We start from the raw sequence: 16707 nt of genomic DNA on the forward strand, positions 1-16707 counted from the left end.
TTTACTGAATAGATTTACCCTCTGCGACTGTATTGGAGAGTAGACCAGCACATTTCTTTCCGCAATAAGATATTGTTTCCGCGATACGGAATTTATAAGGATAAATGAAATAGAATAAAATAAAAAGCTATATTCGCCATTCCAGCCCGTCATACGCTGGGGCAATATTTTCCGGCAGAATGGAACAAAGTTTTTGATAATCTAGATCATGGGTCATATGGGTGAGGAGGGTTTGCCGGGCGCCGATCCGTGCCGCAAGCGCCAGAGACTCGGCAAGATTCACATGGGTCGGATGTTCTTCCTCGCGCAGGCAGTCGAGGATGAGAAGATCCAGATCTTGCAGCAGCGCGTAGCTTTCTTCTGGGATGGTTTTCAGATCCGTCAGGTAGGCAGCTCCACCAAAGCGATACCCATAAATGGGCAGGTTGCCGTGCAAAACCGGTACAGGCAAGACGGTGATCGTGCCCACCTGCTGCTTCGCCTTGATGACCATCATCGATAGTGACGGCTTTGCCCAACCCGGGTCGGGGGGAAGAAAACAATAGCGAAAGCGCTCTTCCAGCTCGTGCGCTGTACGTGCATCAGCGAAACAGGGAATCACCTGCTTGGCGAGAAAATTGAAGGCACGCAGATCATCGATTCCGTTGATATGGTCGGCGTGAAAATGGGTATAAAAAACAGCGTCCAAGTGCCGAACATCGGCACGCAACATTTGCATACGCAAATCCGGGCCGGTGTCGATGAGAATCCGAGTGTCCTGCTCTTCTACCAGAATGCTCGCCCGACTGCGTTGATTCCGGCTATCTGCACTGCGACACACGGCACAATCGCAGCCAATCTGCGGCGTTCCGGCGCTGGAACCTGTACCTAGGAAGCGAATGCGCATTCCGGCTCCGGCAATTTGAACAGATGACAAAAATTCTGCGAAGTCACCGCCGCCAGGCTGTCGCGATCTTCTCCGCGCAACTCCGCAAGAAAACTTGCGACATGAGCAACAAAAGCGGGTTCGTTGCGTTTACCGCGCATCGGCACTGGCGCCAAATACGGCGCATCCGTCTCAATCAACAGCCGCTCCTGCGGGATGAATTTGGCGACTTCCTGCAACTCTTTGGCGTTTTTGAAGGTAACGATGCCGGAGAACGAGATGTAAAACCCCAAGTCCATTGCCTGACGGGCAAAATCGAGGGTTTCGGTAAAACAATGGATGACTCCACCACAATCACGGGCACCCTCGCTGCGCAATAAGGAGAGGGTATCGGCAGCCGCTTCCCGGGTATGAATGATCAGAGGCTTGCCGGTTTCCCGCCCGGCGGCAACGTGCCGCGCCAAGCGCTCTTGCTGCCAGGTAAGGTCTCCCTCGGAGCGAAAATAATCCAGGCCCGTTTCGCCAACGGCGACAATTTTTTTATGGTCCAGGGCAGCGAGAAGATCTTGATAGCGCGGAGTCTCTGTGACCGGTTCATTCGGATGTACTCCGGCAGCGCCCCAGATCTCCGCTTCCGACTCTGCCAAGGTGCGCACTCGTCCCCAGTCCGGCTGGCGCACAGCGGCAATCAGAATCGACTCGACTCCCGCCTGCCGCGCGCGTAGCAAAACTTCCGCACGGTCAGCGGCAAAATCGTCAAAATCGAGATGACAGTGGGAATCGACAACGCTTGGGGACATGGGCTCTCCTATGCAGGGGCCCATTCTAGCGCGAATGCCGTGCCGATGCCTCCCCACTTCGTTGCCGCCTGGCTTCGAAGAGTACCAGCGCGGTCGCGACCGAGACATTCAAGCTCTCGATCTGGCCGGCCATAGGAATACGCAGCAGGTAATCGCAATGCTCGCGAACCAGGCGGCGGACACCCTTCTCCTCGCTCCCCATAACTAATACCAGAGGGCCGCGCAGATCCACTTCGTAGATGCTTTGTTCTGCATCTCCGGCAAGGCCAGCCACCCAAAAATTGCGTTGCTGCAGCTCCGCGAGCGTGCGGGACAGATTGGTCAGAAAAAACACCGGCACGCGGGAAGCGGCACCGGCAGCCACCTTGCGTACCGTAGCAGTAATGCCGCAGGCATTATCCTTGGGCAATAGCACGGCATCTACCCCCGCCGCTTCGGCACTGCGCAAGCAGGCACCGAGGTTATGCGGGTCCGTCACCCCATCGAGCATCAACAGAAAGGCATGCTCTGGAAGATGATCTGCAAAGGCTTTCCAATCCCGCGGGGGAAGCGGCAAAGCGCGGGCCACCACCCCCTGGTGCTGATCCGCATGGCAACGCCGTTGCAGGGCCTGCATTGGCTCTAGCGCTAGCGGAAGGCCATGGGCCTCGACGGCTTGGCGGATAGACGAGATTCTGGCATCGTCGGCCCTCTCCGCCGCCAGCCATAGACGCTCTACCTCTCCCGCCGCGATCGCCGCCTCTACGGCGTGGATGCCATAGATCCATTCTTCTGCCACAGTTCGCTCCAAGAAAAACGGCGGCCAAAGCGACCGCCGTCGGCTACTGACTGCCGGTGAAACAATCAGAACATATTGAAGATATCGTCGACGATGTTATCCGCGACGGCAAAACCAGCACCCAAGCCCAAACCGGTCATCACATTGCCCATGAAACCGCTGCCCATGCCGCCCTGCGCCGGCGCGTTCCAGGGACGTTGCGCCATGTTCGGATTCATCCCGGGCTGCCCGCCCATCTGCTGCATCTGCATCTCCAACTGCTGGATGCGCTGTCCCATCTGCTGCAACAGCATATTCACACTCTGCTGCTGGCTTTGCAGATTCATCGCCATGTTACGCAGATCGAGGATCAATTCCCGCGCCTGGGTGGCATCGGGAATCGCCGACTGTACCTTCTGCGCTACCTGCTGCAAGCCCTGCACGTTGTTCTGGGTCGCCTGAGCAATCTGATTGTACTGCTGATCAAACATCTGATAATCCATTCTGCACCTCCGGGAATTCAAAACTTGGACTGCGCCGCACCCGCCCCGGTTCCACGCTCAAGCAGCACCCGCCGCTCCCACGCCAGCCATACACTCCGTGCCAACAATACTAATATGGGGCCGATAATCAAACCAATCAAGCCAAAGGCAGCTGCGCCACCCAGGATACTAAAAAAAACCAGGAAAAAGGGCGCTTGGCTTTGCGACCCGGTGAGCAGAGGGCGGATGACCAAATCCGCAAGAGTGATGACGAAGAAACCCCAACCCAATACCACAAAACCGGCAAGCCAATGCCCGCCGAAGATCAGCCACAAGGTTGCAGCAGCAACCACCACCGTTGCACCAAAAGGGATCGGTGACAGAAGAGCCGTGACGACCATCCATAAGGGCCAGGCATTGAGACCAGCGACAGCATAGGCGACACCAATGAGCAAGCCCTCGATGACGCCAACGCCAATCAGCCCGATGAGAACCGAACGCGTCGCCTCCCGCGCGGCCCACAAGAAGCGATCTCCCCGCTCCGCGCCCCATAGCTGGGCCGCAGTCAGACGCAGGACTTCACTCAAGCGTCTGCCATGCAGACTGATGGCAAAAACCGTCAACGCGACAAAAAAGGTATGCAAAACAAAAAACCAGAGCTGCCCGAGGGAACTGGTGATAACCGCCGCATGTTCCGAAAAAAAGTGCGACAGATGTGCGCCATTCAACACCCGCAGATGCGCCGCGAGCCATTTTCCGAAATAGGGAACCTGCTGCAGCTCCCGCGGCACCCCAAGCAAGGGAGCCCCGCTCTGCCAACGTGCTACCACCTGCAGCAATTGCGGCAGGATGGATTCGACCACTAAAACAGCCGGAATGATGATAATCGCCATCCACGCCAGCGCATGGAGAAACGAAGCGAGCCAACGTGGCAAATGGAAGGAACGCTCGGCACGCAGTTGCCATGGCCAGCCCACGGTAGCGAGGACGGCGCCCATGAGCAGGGGTCCGGCGTAGGGGCTCAGGGTATACAGAGCACCCAGGTAGATGAGGACGAGAACCACCGTCCCCCAGCTGGCAAAGCGGATTTTTTCCCGCATTTGGGGCATAGAAATGCTGTCAGTGGACTGGTGAAAGGGGGAAAGGATGCCCGAGGCACTCCCAAACCGGCTGCACCCCAACGGGAAGGGGCGCCAATTGCCCAATCTCGGCGTGACCAATTTCCGGGCCATGAAAATCGGAACCCAGGGAGGCAGCAAGATTCAATTGCCGCGCCAATTTACCCAGATGTTCGCGATCAGCCGCCGCCTGCGAACCGGAAGAAACCTCGATAGCACCGCCGCCAGCATCACGGAACTCTACAAATAGCTCGCGCAGGCGCTCCGCACTCAGCTTGTAGCGCCCTGGGTGCGCAACCACGGCAATGCCCCCCGCCTGGCGAATCCAGGATACCGCGTCACGCATGGGAATCCAGTCACTCGGTACATAGGCCACCTGTCCCCGCCCGAGCCAACGTTGAAAGGCCTCTCCATTATCGCGGCAGTGGCCAGAATCTTTCAGCCAACGGGCGAAGTGAGTCCGCCCCACCATGCGGCTACCGGCCAGTTCCCGCGCGCCGGCTTCGGCACCAGGAATTCCAGCACTATCCAGCAGACGGCTGATTTCCGCAGCACGCCAGTCGCGAAACTCCATGATCCGGTCGAGGCCGGTCTGAAGCTCCGGATTTCGGATATCGATACCCAAGCCAACGATGTGAATGCCGATGCCATTCCATTCGCTTGATACCTCCACCCCAGGCAGAAAATCGATACCCAGACGGCCTGCCTCCGCTGCGGCCGTCGTAATTCCAGCAGTGTTGTCATGATCAGTCAGCGCCATCAAACCCACGCCGCGCGCGGCAACCCGCGCGACCAAGTCTTCTACCCGCAGGCTGCCATCGGAATGCAGTGAATGCATGTGGAGATCGACTGTGGAACGAGGGGGACTGGACTGTGGCATAGAGAAGCTCCCGACACACTGCGTCAGCAAAGTTTTCATGGTATCATCAAAGGCGAATTTTGGCACTTTGAGGAACCCGCCTTGCCTTCTCTCGCCGACATCGCCAGCGCCAAGGCTCGCTTCGAACAGCAGGTCCAGCCACTCCTCGCTCGCTTCGCCGAAAGCAAGATCGCCACCGGTGAGCAAGTCACCCCGCCGCAACTGGTGGATGCCCTGCGGCAGCTCTTCGCTGTGCTGGAGAAAGACACTACCGACTGGGATCCTTCACTGCCCGAAGACGAAGCAGAGCGGATTGGTGATCTCAGCATTGGCCTGCTCATGGATCTGGCGACCTGGGCGGACCGCCTCGGAGAGCGCAAGAGCAAAGCAGCACTCGAGGTGGTCAGTGTCAGTATCGCTGCCTGGCTGGTACAGGAGCAGCAGCCGATTCATACCCTCGACCCGGTGGTGAACGGCTTGGCAGTTTTGGCCAACGGCGAACGGGATCCGGCGGCACTTGCCAGCCTGGCGCGCCTAATGGGCGCGGTAGTCGCAGCCGCCGAAGCCGATTACGCCGCCGACCTGGAAAGCAACGATCCGCAGCGGCCCTGGCGTATCCTGCTGTTCAACTGGGGCATCACGGCCACCCGCGCACAAGCCCCGGAGCTGATGCGCGAGGCTTTTGCGGCCCTACAAAAATTCCTTCCCGCCGACGCACAACTTTTTTTCCAGGAAGGTCGACAGCAGGTCCTGCAAGGCGACTTTAGTCCTGAGGTACAGCAGGTCATGCTCGAGGCGGCGGAGGGCAGCGGCCATAATCTCCATTGAACCTGTCCTCCGACTCGGCCACCACCAGTTTCTTCGACACCAGCCCTGACCATGCCGCTGCGTTGGCTTCCCTGGCTCGTCCTGGCCCTGCTCCTGTGGCTGATCTACCTGCTTGGTCCCATTCTTTCTCCCTTCCTGATTGCCGGCGTACTCGCCTATCTGGGCAACCCCCTGGTAACGTTTCTGCAGCGCTGGCGCATTGGCAGGACACTCGGTACCACCCTGGTTTTCCTCTTCGCCCTCCTGCTGGCTGCCGCGATCATCATCGCTTTACTGCCCACAGTGCGTGCCCAGAGCCTGATTGCCATCGATTATCTCCAGCAATATGCCAAGCTGCTGCAGACGCAGCTCTTGCCGCAAATATCTCAGCGCTTGGGGATTCCCATCGACAGTCATACCCTGACGGCCTACGCCAGCAAAAACGCCAGCAAACTCGCCCATTGGGCCAGCAGCAGCCTCCAGGTCGCACTGGTTTCCGGCTCCGGCATCCTCTCGTTTCTGATGAACTTTCTGCTCATTCCGGTCATCACGTTTTACCTGTTACGGGACTGGCCGCGCCTGTTACAGCGCCTCGACGAGCTCATCCCGCGTCGCCAGCTGGCCCTTGTCCGGCAACTGGCCATCGATTCCGACCGGATGCTGATGGCCTTTCTGCGTGGGCAGCTCCTCGACATGCTCGCGCTGGGCGCCACCTATGCCATTGGGCTCAGCATCGTGGGCCTGAAAACTGCCCTGCTCATCGGTCTCCTCTCCGGACTCTTGAGCTTTGTTCCTTACTTGGGGTTTGCCAGCGGCATCATTCTCGCGAGTCTGGCAATGTATATTCAGGGCGGCACCCTACTCTCGCTGGCAGAAGTCTGGGCGGTATACGGCGTTGGACAAGTCCTCGAAAGCACCCTGTTCATTCCGATACTGGTTGGGGATCGCATCGGCCTGCATCCGGTGCTGGTAATTTTTGCCGTCCTTGCCGGTGGGCAGCTACTCGGCTTTGTGGGCCTTCTCATCGCCCTACCCGTCACCGCCATCCTGATCGCCCTGCTCCGGCACGCACACCGCTGGTATCGGCAGAGTCGCGCGTACGCTGCAAAACTACCGCAGGAGGAATAAAACGTGGACGTACTGCCCTATCTCATTGTTGGTGCTGGAATCACCGGCCTCAGTCTGGCTCTGCGCCTACAAGAAGAGGGAAAAGAATTTTTGCTGCTCGAGGCGCGCGAGACGGCGGGTGGCAATATTCGCAGCCGTAGCGAAGAGGGCTTTACCTACGACCTTGGCCCCAACACCTTGCTCGTTCGCGACCCTTTGGTGGCAGATCTACTGCGGCGTCTCGCTCTCGATGGTGTTACCGCCAACCCTCTTGCTCGTCGTCGCTTTGTCCTGAATCGGCACAAGCGACTGGTTGCACTTGGCCCTGGAGCCCTGCTCGGCGGCAAGCTCTTGTCTCCCGGTGCCCGTCTACGCCTTCTTGGTGAACCCTTCCGCGCCCGCGCGGCGGCGGAGGAGTCCGTGGCAACATTCGTGCGCCGACGCCTGGGGCCGGAAATACTGGACTGGATGGTCGACCCCTTTGTCTCCGGGGTTTTTGCTGGCGATCCCGAGCGTCTCTCCCTCGCCGCCAGCCTCCCTCGTCTGGCGCAGATGGAGAAGGAGCATGGATCCTTGCTGCTCGCCGGCTTGCGCCGCAAGCGCCCGACCATGCGCAGTCGCCTGCTATCCTTTGCCGGCGGCATGCAGGACCTGCCCCGCGCCGCTACCGCAAAACTGGGCGATAGACTGCGCTGCAATGCGCCGGTGACCGCCATCCTTCCCGTCGATCAAGGCTGGAGAGTGGAAAGCAGAACCGGCGCTCTGCTGGCAAAACAGCTGTTTCTCTGCCTCCCCACCGATGCAATCATTCGCCTTCTGCCTGCGACCGCACAGCCATTACGCGATCAGCTCGCAGAAATTGAATACCCCGCGGTCGCGACGCTTGCCCTGGGTTTTCCGCGCACACAGGTAGAGCATCCCCTGGATGGCTTTGGCGTGCTGATCCCCAGGCGCTTGGGTATTCCCACCCTGGGGGCACTATTCTCTTCCACCCTTTTCCCGAAGCGTGCGCCCGATGGCCAGGTACTGCTTACCGTGTTTCTGGGCGGCGCGCAGGAAGCCATCCCGCAAGAAGAAGCTCTCCTCTTTCGCCAGGCACTGGAAGATCTCTCCCCCATCCTGGGCATCCAGGGTCAGCCCAGTTTCCAGCGGGCGCAACTTTGGCCGTGCGCCATTCCGCAATATAACTTGGGACATGCCCAACGCCTCGCCGCCATAGACAGCGCCCTAAGCGACTGGCCGGGCTTGTCACTGCTGGGCAACTGGCGTGGCGGCGTGGCGCTGGGCGACTGTATCCGCAACGGCTGGGAGGCAGGGCGAATAGAAAGGTAGAAAATTTTTGCCGACCGATCTTTTACCATCGGCATCATAACGGGATCTGCAAGATCACTCGTTCTGCAACTTTTGGGGTGACTGTCCGGCGGCGGAGCTACCGAATGTCAGCCCTCTATCCGCCACGTGATGGTATTGAAAAGCCAAACGCCCGCTTTGATTGATTTGCTCCGGATAACTCGCCACCTGTCCAATAATTTCTACAGGTGTGCCGGGTTGAACCATACTCGCAATATTTTGTGCGTCGTGATTGGAGAGCGCCACACAGCCTGCCGTCCAGCGGCCTGGGAACACTCTGGCAGTACGATCGTACGAAAAACTTGGCCCCATGCCGTGGATTCCGATGTACCCGCCCAAGGGCGTGTTCTGCGGCGGCACCTGCCCAGCATCGATGGCCGACACAATCGCGTGATACTGGCTCTGCGAGATGATCCCTTCACGTAAGCCCCATTCGGCGTCGTGCCGATTAGGATAGGTGAGAAGCATGAAGGGTCCGTATTGGGTTCCCCAGCGTACATACCCTATGTGATAGTGTCCGATGGGCGTTTTGTTATCACCGCGAATCCGGCGCGGGGCCGAACCGCCAAAGCCAATAGCGACCGGATAGCTGGCCAACAGCGTCGAGCCGCGATATAGATACAGCTTGCGTTGATCGGTATTAACGATGATGTGCAAAGTCACATCTTGCGGCGCAACGGACTGTACCGGTGCCGTGGAAATCGCAGGACTGACCGGAGGCGGAGGAATGCGCGCCGCGTAGTAGGCAACCGAGTGGACCTTGGTCGGTGGGAGCTGCGAAGTACAGCCGCCCAGAAATACCATACCAACTACCGCCACAGACCAGTGATACCAACGTCCCACGCGTAATTCCTCGCGCTAATATAAAATTTTTCGAAGAATACTCCAGCCCATTCCTGACTGTCTACCGGAACACCTTCGCCAGCGCCTTTCCGTTGGCTGCGGTCAGTAGTGGTAGCGTAACTGAGCGATCAGAATCGAATCATCCAATGTCTTGTAGACGATCCGATGTTCATCGTTGATTCGCCGCGACCAATCAGCCTATTGCCGCATAGGCGGTGGCTGAACCCAACCAGCGCTGGATGAGCACATCAATCGCCTCCGGACAGTCCCGCTCCAGGCGTTCGGCAAGCCCTGGAAGAAGGGGCAATAGCGCTTCATCGCGCAACAGATCGGCGATACGCAACTGCCGCTCACCGCTCTGCCGCACCCCCAGAAACTCCCCCGGTCCCCGCATCTCCAAGTCCTTGCGCGCAATGACAAAGCCATCCTGCGACGCACGCAGGGTCTGCAGTCTTTCCCGCGCCTTGGCCGAAAGGGGTGCGTGATACATCAGGATACAAACACTGGCCTGCGCGCCCCGCCCCACTCTCCCGCGCAACTGATGCAATTGCGCCAATCCCAGACGCTCGGCGTGCTCGATCACCATCACCGATGCATTGGGAACATCCACCCCTACCTCGATCACCGTCGTCGCCACCAATATTCGCAGCTTCCCGTGCCGGAATGCTTCCATGATCTGCGCCTTCTCCTCGCTACGCTGGCGCCCATGCAGCAAGCCGATGGGAATTTCCGGCAATACCGCCTGCAAATCGGCATAACTGGTCTCCGCTGCCTGCAATTGCAGGATCTCGGATTCCTCGATCAAAGGACAGACCCAATAGATCTGGCGCCCAGCGGCAAGCAGGTGATGCAGCCGCTGGATCAATTCCTCCCGCCGCTCATCGGCCAGCACCAGCGTGTCGATGGGTTGCCGCCCCGGCGGCAATTCATCGATGCTGGAAATATCCAGATCGGCGTGCAGGGTCATGGCCAGAGTACGCGGGATCGGCGTCGCGGTCATTACCAGAAGATGGGGCATGTCGCCCTTTTCCAGCAGCCGACGACGTTGCTCGACGCCAAAGCGGTGCTGCTCATCAATGATCACCAGCCCCAGACGGGCAAACTCCACATTCTCCTGGAATAACGCCTGCGTCCCACAAACTACCGACAGGCTACCTTCCTGCAAATCCGTCATGGTAGTGCGTCGCTGACGCAGTCCCTGGCTACCCAGCAAGAGCCCAACCGCCACGTCCAGCGAAGACAACCAGGACTGCAGACGCTCATATAGTTGCACTGCCAGGATTTCCGTCGGCGCCATGACGGCAACCTGTTTACCCGCTGCTACCACATGCAAGAGTATCGCAACCGCCACCAGGGTTTTCCCCGAACCGACGTCACCCTGCACCAGCCGCCGCATCGGCCGCTGGCTCGCCAGGTCGGCTACCGCCTCGGCAATCACCCGTTCCTGCGCAGACGTTGGCGAAAAAGACAAGGTCGTACGCAGCCGCTGCCAAAGACTGGGATCAGGCACAGATTCTACGAGTTGCGGAGCACTTTTCCGACGTTCCCGGCGCAATGCCAGATGATGCGCCAGGAGCTCCTCCAGGGCGACTCGTTGCCACTCCCGATCCGCGGCCATGGGCGCACGCTCCCCTCCCCGGTGCAGGTAGCGAATACTGTCGGCCACGCTCGGCCAGTCCGGGAAATATGCCTGTAAGGGATCTACGAGGCTTGGCAACAATTCCTGCGCGGCAGCAATGAAACGCCGCCACTGCTGTTGGTGGATGCCCTGGGTGCTGGGATAGAACGGTGTCAGATGCTCGGGAGGCCGAAAATCCGCTCGATCGGCGAGCTGCCACTCGGGATGCACCATCTCCAGCCCCTGCAGACCCGCGCGCAATTCGCCAAAGCACCAGAGCCTGCGTCCGCTGTGCCATTGCTGGCGCAAAGCCGGACTCAGGTGAAAGAATCGCAGGCGAAGGGCTGTCCCACTTGCATCCGCAAGGCGCAGCAACCACTGCTCTCGCCGGCCGGTCTGGCGCTGCAGATCGACGATTTCCCCCAGTACCGCGCATTCCATCCCTGGCCGCAGAGAAGCAATCGGCAAGAGGCGCCGACGATCCTGAAACCGCAAGGGGAAATGAAAGAGCAGGTCCTCGATCCTGGTGAGACCGAGGCCCGCCATGCGTCCAGCAAGCGCCGGCCCGATGCCGGGCAACGCTGCCAAGGAATCCTGCAGACGCAGCGCTGGACGCGATACAGCCATACCTTCAGGCGTTGGTGTCTTGCGCGCGGCGCCTTTCCCAGTCCTGCAGCAACGACTGTAGATCGAGATGATGCATGGCAGCTACGCCAGCCAGGGTTTCTCGCTCGGCGACGAAACACTCATTGCAGTGGATTCCCCTTTCTTCCAGCAAGCCACGCAATTCCGGATAGCGTTGCAGAAGAACGCGAACCGGCTGCTGCAGATCAGCCGGTAGCATGATCCGCCTCAGCCAGGGCTACAATCCCGTCGATCTCCACCACCGCATTGCGCGGTAAGGCTGCAACCTGTAATGCCGCACGCGCCGGATATGGAGGGGTAAAAAATTTCTCCATGAGCGCATTCACCGTCGCAAAATTGCTCAGATCACTCAGATACACCTGTAATTTCACCGCCCGCCGCAGGTCGGTGCCCGCCGCCACACAGACGGCTTGCAGATTATCCAGGACCTGTTGCATCTGCGCAGCAAAGTCTCCCTGCACCAGCTCTCCCGTTTTCGGATCGATTGGGATCTGGCCAGAGAGATACAGCAGATCGCCATGGATCATGGCCTGACTGTAGGCGCCTATGGCCTTTGGGGCTTCTGCACTGTGAACGGGTTTGGGCATAGCAATCTCCTGAGAATTCATCCTTTCACGCGCTGCACCCGCGACACCGAAGGCAGGGAGCGTAAATTCCGCACCACCTGAGCCAGGTGATCGCGGTCGCGCACCGTGATGGTAAAGGTAATACCGGTATAAAGGCCATCCTGGGGTTCGATATCGACATGATCGATGTTGGCATCGGCCTGGGCAATATGGGTTGCCACCCGCGCCAGGACCCCGCGTCCACTCTCCGCCACGACCCGCACCAGGACCGGGAACTCGGCATGCACTTCGGGATCCCACTGCACGTCCACCCAGCGGTCACGACGCTTGCGCCATTCCCGAATGTTGTGGCAATCGTGGGTGTGCACCACAATCCCTTTACCCGCCGTGATAAAGCCGAGGATCGGATCCCCGGGAATGGGACGACAACAGCGCGCCAGGGTGACTGGCATTCCCTCGGTACCGCGGATCAGCAATGGCTGCTTGTGTCCCGCCTCGCGCCCAGGCCGCCCCGGTAGCAAGGAACTTACCGCCTGCCCCAGTCGGCGCGCCGTTTGCGCCAGACGCCCACGCTCTTCCTCGGGTACGAGCTTTTGCGCCACCACCAGCGGAATGATCTGACCGATGCCGATCGACACCAACAAAGCGCTACGGTCCGCCACTTGAAAGGTGGGATAGACACGCCGAAAATCTTCTTCCGTCAATGCCTCGAGAGAGGTTCCCAGACTACGCAGGGCCTTGTCGAGCAGACTGGCACCCAGTTGTTCCGCGTCGCCGCGCTGGATGGTCTTGAGGTAAGAGCGGATATTGGCACGCGCTTTGGCGGTGACCACGACCTCCAGCCAACCGGCCTGGGGATGTGCCGACTCAGCGGTGATGATCTCCACCTTGTCACCATTGTCGATGATGCTGCGCAACGGCACATAGATCTCATTGATTTTGGCGGCCACCGCGCGATTACCGATATCACTGTGCACGGCATAGGCAAAATCAATCGCTGTAGCACCCCGCGGTAGACCAAGAATTTTGCCCTTCGGGGTGAACACGTAGACCTCATCAGGGAAGAGATCCATCTTCAGGCTTTCGAGAAATTCTTGCGAATCGCCCCCCTGGGCCTGCAACTCCAGCAGACGCTGGATCCATGCGCGCGCTTGCGCCTCGGCATGTGCCCGCTGAATTCCGCTTTTATAGAGCCAATGCGCGGCCACTCCGGCTTCCGCCACCCGGTGCATATCCTCGGTCCGAATCTGGACCTCCACCGGATGCCCAAAGGGCCCTAGCAGGATCGTGTGGAGAGACTGATAGCCATTCGATTTCGGGATGGCGATGTAATCTTTGAAACGCCCAGGAATGGGACGAAACAGACTGTGGACGATACCGAGCACTCGGTAGCAGGTATCGACATCATCGACGATGATGCGAAAGGCATGGAGATCGTGAATGGCGGAAAAGGGCAATCCCTTGCGCTGCATCTTCCGATAAATGCTGTAGACGTGCTTTTCCCGCCCGCTCACCTGGGCATGGATTGCCTCCTGCCGCAAACGCTCGGCAATCAGCTGTCCAATTTTCTGTACGCCCTCTTTACGATTACCCCGGGCTGCCTTGATAGCTTGATTCAGGGCATGCCAACGTTTCGGGTAGAGATGCGAAAAGGCGAGTTCTTCCAATTCGATACGAATAGCGTGGATACCCAGACGCTGGGCAATTGGCGCGTAAATATCGAGGGTCTCGCGGGAAATGCGCCGGCGTTTGTCCGCCGTCATCACCCCCATGGTGCGCATGTTATGTAACCGGTCGGCAAGTTTGATCAGCACGACGCGGATATCACGTGACATCGCCAGGAACATCTTGCGGAAGTTTTCCGCCTGCGCCTCTTCCCGGGTCTCGAAGCGCACTTGGCCGAGTTTGCTGACGCCATCCACCATCTCGGTGACCTCGGCGCCGAAGCGTTCCGTCAGCTCGTCTTTGCTGATGCCACAATCCTCGATGACATCATGCAACAGTGCTGCCTGTATGGTGGCGACATCCAACTGGAGTTCTGCGAGGATGCAGGCAACTGCTACCGGGTGATGAATGTAGGGTTCACCACTACGACGCCGTTGCTCCCGATGCGCCAATGCCGCCAGCTCGTAGGCATCGCGCACCTTCTGCACATCCTCTGGCGACAGATAGCGCTGCAGGAGAAGACGTAGCGGCGCACAAGGATCATCCAAAGCCGGGGTTACCGGCGAGAGCTGTAACACCTCGGCAGCCTCCGCCAGAAAAACGGAGTCTGCCGGGTTGCTGAGTTCAGTCGCCGCCGACATCCTCGATACCTGCGGGTTCCCGCCGTGCGGCGCCAGGGAAACTGGCCAAAGGTGGTGGTGCCGGCTCGTCGAGGATGGTGCGACTCACCTTACCGGCGGCGATTTCGCGTAGCGCAACCACAGTATTTTTATCGCGATCGACGGGCACCAGTGGCTGCGCACCACTGGCGAGCTGGCGGGCACGCCGCGCCGCCACCAGGGTCAGCTCAAAGCGGTTATCCACCTTCGACAAACAGTCTTCTACAGTAATACGAGCCATGACGGCAGTTCCTCACTATTTTGCAAAATCACGCCAAAAGAGTACGCAGACGCGCGTGTTCCTCGTGCTGCTGGCGATTGCGCCGCAGATGCTCGGCACGCACGATACAACGCAAGTCCTCCAAAGCGCGCTGAAACTCCTCATTTACCACCAGATAGTCAAACTCATCGTAATGTAGCAGCTCTTCCCGCGCTGCCGCCAGTCGTCGGGCAATCACCTCGTCACTATCCTGGCCGCGACCCCGCAAGCGCTCAGCGAGAACGGCCAAGGAGGGTGGAAGGATGAAAACGCTGACGACATGCTCTGGCAAGCGCTCCCGCACCAGGCGAGCGCCCTGCCAGTCGATTTCCAGCAAGCAGTCCACCCCGGAGAACAGCTGCTTTTTCACCCACGATTCGCCGGTACCATACCGGTTGCCGTGTACCAACGCATGCTCCAAGAATTCTCCGCGCTCTGCCATTCCGGCAAACTGCTCTGCCGAGATGAAGTGATAGTCCTGACCATCGACCTCTCCCGGACGCGGAGCGCGCGTGGTAAAAGACACCGACGTACGTAGGGCCGTCGTTTCCTGCACCAAAGCACGAGACAGGCTGGTCTTGCCGGCGCCGCTGGGCGCCGAAATGATCCAGAGAATCCCTGCATGATGGGCGTGATCACTCATAATTATGGCTACTCCACATTCTGGATCTGCTCACGCAACTGTTCGATCAGCACCTTGAGCTCGATGGCGGCCCGACTGACCTGTGGATCGCCGGCCTTGGAGCCCAAGGTATTGGCCTCCCGATTGCATTCCTGCACCAGGAAATCCAGACGTCGTCCGACGGCCTCGTCACGTTGCAGCACTTGGCGAATTTCTACGAGGTGCGTTGCCAATCGTTCCATTTCCTCGGCCACATCCTGCCGATGCAAATAAAAGACCAGTTCTTGCTCCCAACGACCGGGCTCCACCTGTTGCCGCAGATCGCCCAGGCGTCGTTCCAGGCGTTCTGCCAGCCGCGCTTCAATGCCGGGAAGTTGCATGCGCAGGGATTGCAGTATCTCCTCCATAGCCTGGAGCTTTTGCAGGAAAATTTCTGCAAGCGCGCTGCCCTCCCGCAGACGCGATTGCTGCAGCTCCTGCAAGGCATCATCGAGATGCGTCAGCAACGCCTCAGGCTGAATTTCCTCTACTTCTCGGCCCTGCAGGACACCCGGCCAACGCAACAGCTCGAGGGGATCGGGTCCCGGGAGTGGAGCGTCCCACAGCTCTGCAATCTCACCGACGGCGCCACGCAGTTCAGCCAGCAACGCGGGGTTGATGCGAATACTCGGCTGCTCCTCCTGGACAGAATGTCGTAGCCACACTTCGACCCTGCCGCGCTTGATCACCTGCGCGACCCGCCGGCGCAATTCCGCCTCGATACCAAGGAGACTGTCGGGAAGGTGCAGGACGATCTCCAGGAAGCGATGATTTACCGCACGGACTTCCCAGGATCGCCCATCTTCCGCCCCGCCCGTCACCACCCGGGCATACCCCGTCATACTCCGAATCATTTGCGCCCCACCCGTAAAGACGGGAGTTTAGCACGCAGACATCCGCAGGACACGTCCTCTCTGGACAGTCCTCTCTGGACGAGATCAGGTCACCAGGGATACATCCAGCCAAAACGGGGACCAAACGGACCGTAATAACCCGGCCAGCCCCAGCCCCACCCACCACCCACGACAACGGTGCTCATGCGCGGTTCCGGCTCTGGCAAGGGCCAGAGATAGACCTGACTCGCACTCAGGCGCGGATAGGGATATTCGAAGCCCCCCACTTTTTTGGTCACAATGCCTTGCACGGTACCAATAAACGTCATCTCGCGTCCCGGCGCATAGAGCGTTGGATCGTAGAATCCAGGCGCACAGGCGAGAAAACGACCGACATCCGCTGCCTGACGACCGAGTACCGGGCGGCCCTCGGAGTTGAGGGGGAAACCCAGCACGGTGAAACAGGTCTGCTGGGCCTCGGGCTCGGCCTGGATCAACTCGCCGCCCCAGCGTACGAGTTTGCCATTCTCGGCCCCGCTTTGCGCCTGGCGGGGTGTGATATTGGGAAAGTTTCCCGCCACCGGCGACACCGTAGCGCAAGCCGAAAGAGCGAGAGGGAGGAGGAGTGTGACCGCAAACCTTGCATGGGACATGACTAAATACCTCCGCAGGATCAACGAGGTACAATGTAGCACAATTTTCTGGCCAGAGAGGAACGAGAATGTCATAAAAGTGACACAAAAGATTCATACAAATGTAACATTTCTCTGATAAGGTTCCTTTCACATAAGGTCTGACCCATGCAGGTGAGAC

At 59.1% G+C, this 16707-nt stretch carries 19 protein-coding genes; 3 read left to right on the forward strand and 16 right to left on the reverse strand.

Going from position 1 to position 16707, the window contains the following annotated elements:
- Positions 1–127: 127 nt before the first annotated feature.
- The 6 genes from AC2VNM_RS00445 to AC2VNM_RS00470 all read right to left on the reverse strand — a co-directional run bounded on the left by AC2VNM_RS00445 (position 128) and on the right by AC2VNM_RS00470 (position 4902).
- Positions 128–886 carry an MBL fold metallo-hydrolase gene (locus AC2VNM_RS00445; RefSeq protein WP_486912690.1) on the reverse strand — a complete coding sequence of 253 codons (759 nt, stop codon included), beginning with the start codon at positions 884–886 and terminating at the stop codon, positions 128–130.
- The gene (locus AC2VNM_RS00450) at positions 868–1665 is read right to left on the reverse strand and encodes a TatD family hydrolase (protein WP_483167224.1); all 798 of its coding nucleotides are present in this window, start codon (positions 1663–1665) and stop codon (positions 868–870) included. Before AC2VNM_RS00450 ends, AC2VNM_RS00445 begins: the two co-directional genes overlap by 19 nt.
- A 25-nt stretch (positions 1666–1690) precedes the next feature.
- A complete protein-coding gene (gene rlmB / locus AC2VNM_RS00455) occupies positions 1691–2443 on the reverse strand; it encodes a 23S rRNA (guanosine(2251)-2'-O)-methyltransferase RlmB (RefSeq protein ID WP_486912691.1) in 753 nt (250 codons plus the stop codon).
- 65 nt (positions 2444–2508) lie between these two features.
- Positions 2509–2925, reverse strand: a complete 417-nt coding sequence (locus AC2VNM_RS00460) for a hypothetical protein (RefSeq protein ID WP_483165981.1) — start codon at positions 2923–2925, stop codon at positions 2509–2511.
- A gap of 17 nt (positions 2926–2942) precedes the next feature.
- Positions 2943–4004: an AI-2E family transporter gene (locus AC2VNM_RS00465; RefSeq protein WP_483165980.1), complete on the reverse strand. Its 1062-nt coding sequence runs from the start codon at positions 4002–4004 to the stop codon at positions 2943–2945.
- 19 nt (positions 4005–4023) lie between these two features.
- Positions 4024–4902 carry a PHP domain-containing protein gene (locus AC2VNM_RS00470; protein ID WP_483165979.1) on the reverse strand — a complete coding sequence of 293 codons (879 nt, stop codon included), beginning with the start codon at positions 4900–4902 and terminating at the stop codon, positions 4024–4026.
- An 81-nt stretch (positions 4903–4983) separates the two neighbouring features.
- On the opposite strand from AC2VNM_RS00470, the gene AC2VNM_RS00475 reads away from it, so the two are divergent.
- Genes AC2VNM_RS00475 through hemG form a run of 3 tightly spaced genes read left to right on the forward strand, consistent with a single transcriptional unit; the run spans position 4984 to position 8127 of the window.
- The gene (locus tag AC2VNM_RS00475; RefSeq protein ID WP_486912692.1) at positions 4984–5709 is read left to right on the forward strand and encodes a hypothetical protein; all 726 of its coding nucleotides are present in this window, start codon (positions 4984–4986) and stop codon (positions 5707–5709) included.
- A gap of 51 nt (positions 5710–5760) precedes the next feature.
- On the forward strand, positions 5761–6816 hold the full coding sequence (locus AC2VNM_RS00480) for an AI-2E family transporter (protein ID WP_483165977.1): 1056 nt from the start codon (positions 5761–5763) through the stop codon (positions 6814–6816).
- A gap of 3 nt (positions 6817–6819) precedes the next feature.
- Positions 6820–8127, forward strand: coding sequence for a protoporphyrinogen oxidase (hemG, locus tag AC2VNM_RS00485; protein ID WP_483165976.1), 1308 nt, complete (start codon positions 6820–6822; stop codon positions 8125–8127).
- A gap of 54 nt (positions 8128–8181) precedes the next feature.
- Here the strand turns inward: hemG and AC2VNM_RS00490 are convergent, their stop codons facing one another.
- From AC2VNM_RS00490 to AC2VNM_RS00535, 10 genes are all read right to left on the reverse strand, one after another.
- On the reverse strand, positions 8182–8949 hold the full coding sequence (locus AC2VNM_RS00490; protein ID WP_483165975.1) for a L,D-transpeptidase family protein: 768 nt from the start codon (positions 8947–8949) through the stop codon (positions 8182–8184).
- Positions 8950–9090: 141 nt separating this feature from the next.
- Positions 9091–9168 (reverse strand): type II toxin-antitoxin system YoeB family toxin, encoded by a 78-nt coding sequence (locus AC2VNM_RS00495; protein WP_483165984.1) that lies wholly within the window; start codon positions 9166–9168, stop codon positions 9091–9093.
- Between the two features lie 13 nt (positions 9169–9181).
- A complete protein-coding gene (gene recG / locus AC2VNM_RS00500) occupies positions 9182–11233 on the reverse strand; it encodes an ATP-dependent DNA helicase RecG (RefSeq protein ID WP_486912693.1) in 2052 nt (683 codons plus the stop codon).
- A 4-nt stretch (positions 11234–11237) separates the two neighbouring features.
- On the reverse strand, positions 11238–11450 hold the full coding sequence (locus AC2VNM_RS00505) for a DUF1858 domain-containing protein (RefSeq protein WP_483165973.1): 213 nt from the start codon (positions 11448–11450) through the stop codon (positions 11238–11240).
- Positions 11437–11838 carry a RidA family protein gene (locus tag AC2VNM_RS00510; protein WP_483165972.1) on the reverse strand — a complete coding sequence of 134 codons (402 nt, stop codon included), beginning with the start codon at positions 11836–11838 and terminating at the stop codon, positions 11437–11439. Before AC2VNM_RS00510 ends, AC2VNM_RS00505 begins: the two co-directional genes overlap by 14 nt.
- Positions 11839–11855: 17 nt before the next feature.
- Entirely contained in the window at positions 11856–14123 is a 2268-nt protein-coding gene (locus AC2VNM_RS00515; RefSeq protein ID WP_483165971.1) for a RelA/SpoT family protein, read from the reverse strand.
- Positions 14107–14382 carry a DNA-directed RNA polymerase subunit omega gene (gene rpoZ / locus AC2VNM_RS00520; protein ID WP_483165970.1) on the reverse strand — a complete coding sequence of 92 codons (276 nt, stop codon included), beginning with the start codon at positions 14380–14382 and terminating at the stop codon, positions 14107–14109. The genes AC2VNM_RS00515 and rpoZ overlap by 17 nt, the downstream gene beginning before the upstream one ends.
- A 28-nt stretch (positions 14383–14410) precedes the next feature.
- Entirely contained in the window at positions 14411–15043 is a 633-nt protein-coding gene (gene gmk / locus AC2VNM_RS00525) for a guanylate kinase (protein ID WP_483165969.1), read from the reverse strand.
- A gap of 8 nt (positions 15044–15051) precedes the next feature.
- A complete protein-coding gene (locus tag AC2VNM_RS00530; protein WP_483165968.1) occupies positions 15052–15915 on the reverse strand; it encodes a YicC/YloC family endoribonuclease in 864 nt (287 codons plus the stop codon).
- Positions 15916–16004: 89 nt separating this feature from the next.
- Positions 16005–16547 (reverse strand): Slp family lipoprotein, encoded by a 543-nt coding sequence (locus AC2VNM_RS00535; protein ID WP_483165967.1) that lies wholly within the window; start codon positions 16545–16547, stop codon positions 16005–16007.
- Positions 16548–16707 lie beyond the last annotated feature (160 nt).

Source organism: Acidithiobacillus sp. TH-A67 (assembly GCF_057473545.1).

Excerpts from the sequence above, each read along its gene's own strand:
- AC2VNM_RS00460 (WP_483165981.1), bottom strand. The coding sequence starts at position 2,925 with ATGGATTATCAGATGTTTGATCAGCAGTACAATCAGATTGCTCAGGCG.
- gmk (WP_483165969.1), bottom strand. The coding sequence starts at position 15,043 with ATGAGTGATCACGCCCATCATGCAGGGATTCTCTGGATCATTTCGGCG.
- AC2VNM_RS00480 (WP_483165977.1), top strand. The coding sequence starts at position 5,761 with ATGCCGCTGCGTTGGCTTCCCTGGCTCGTCCTGGCCCTGCTCCTGTGG.
- recG (WP_486912693.1), bottom strand. The coding sequence starts at position 11,233 with ATGGCTGTATCGCGTCCAGCGCTGCGTCTGCAGGATTCCTTGGCAGCG.
- AC2VNM_RS00515 (WP_483165971.1), bottom strand. The coding sequence starts at position 14,123 with ATGTCGGCGGCGACTGAACTCAGCAACCCGGCAGACTCCGTTTTTCTG.
- AC2VNM_RS00470 (WP_483165979.1), bottom strand. The coding sequence starts at position 4,902 with ATGCCACAGTCCAGTCCCCCTCGTTCCACAGTCGATCTCCACATGCAT.
- AC2VNM_RS00490 (WP_483165975.1), bottom strand. The coding sequence starts at position 8,949 with ATGGTATTTCTGGGCGGCTGTACTTCGCAGCTCCCACCGACCAAGGTC.
- AC2VNM_RS00450 (WP_483167224.1), bottom strand. The coding sequence starts at position 1,665 with ATGTCCCCAAGCGTTGTCGATTCCCACTGTCATCTCGATTTTGACGAT.
- AC2VNM_RS00445 (WP_486912690.1), bottom strand. The coding sequence starts at position 886 with ATGCGCATTCGCTTCCTAGGTACAGGTTCCAGCGCCGGAACGCCGCAG.
- AC2VNM_RS00530 (WP_483165968.1), bottom strand. The coding sequence starts at position 15,915 with ATGATTCGGAGTATGACGGGGTATGCCCGGGTGGTGACGGGCGGGGCG.
- AC2VNM_RS00535 (WP_483165967.1), bottom strand. The coding sequence starts at position 16,547 with ATGTCCCATGCAAGGTTTGCGGTCACACTCCTCCTCCCTCTCGCTCTT.
- AC2VNM_RS00505 (WP_483165973.1), bottom strand. The coding sequence starts at position 11,450 with ATGCTACCGGCTGATCTGCAGCAGCCGGTTCGCGTTCTTCTGCAACGC.
- AC2VNM_RS00510 (WP_483165972.1), bottom strand. The coding sequence starts at position 11,838 with ATGCCCAAACCCGTTCACAGTGCAGAAGCCCCAAAGGCCATAGGCGCC.
- AC2VNM_RS00465 (WP_483165980.1), bottom strand. The coding sequence starts at position 4,004 with ATGCGGGAAAAAATCCGCTTTGCCAGCTGGGGGACGGTGGTTCTCGTC.
- rpoZ (WP_483165970.1), bottom strand. The coding sequence starts at position 14,382 with ATGGCTCGTATTACTGTAGAAGACTGTTTGTCGAAGGTGGATAACCGC.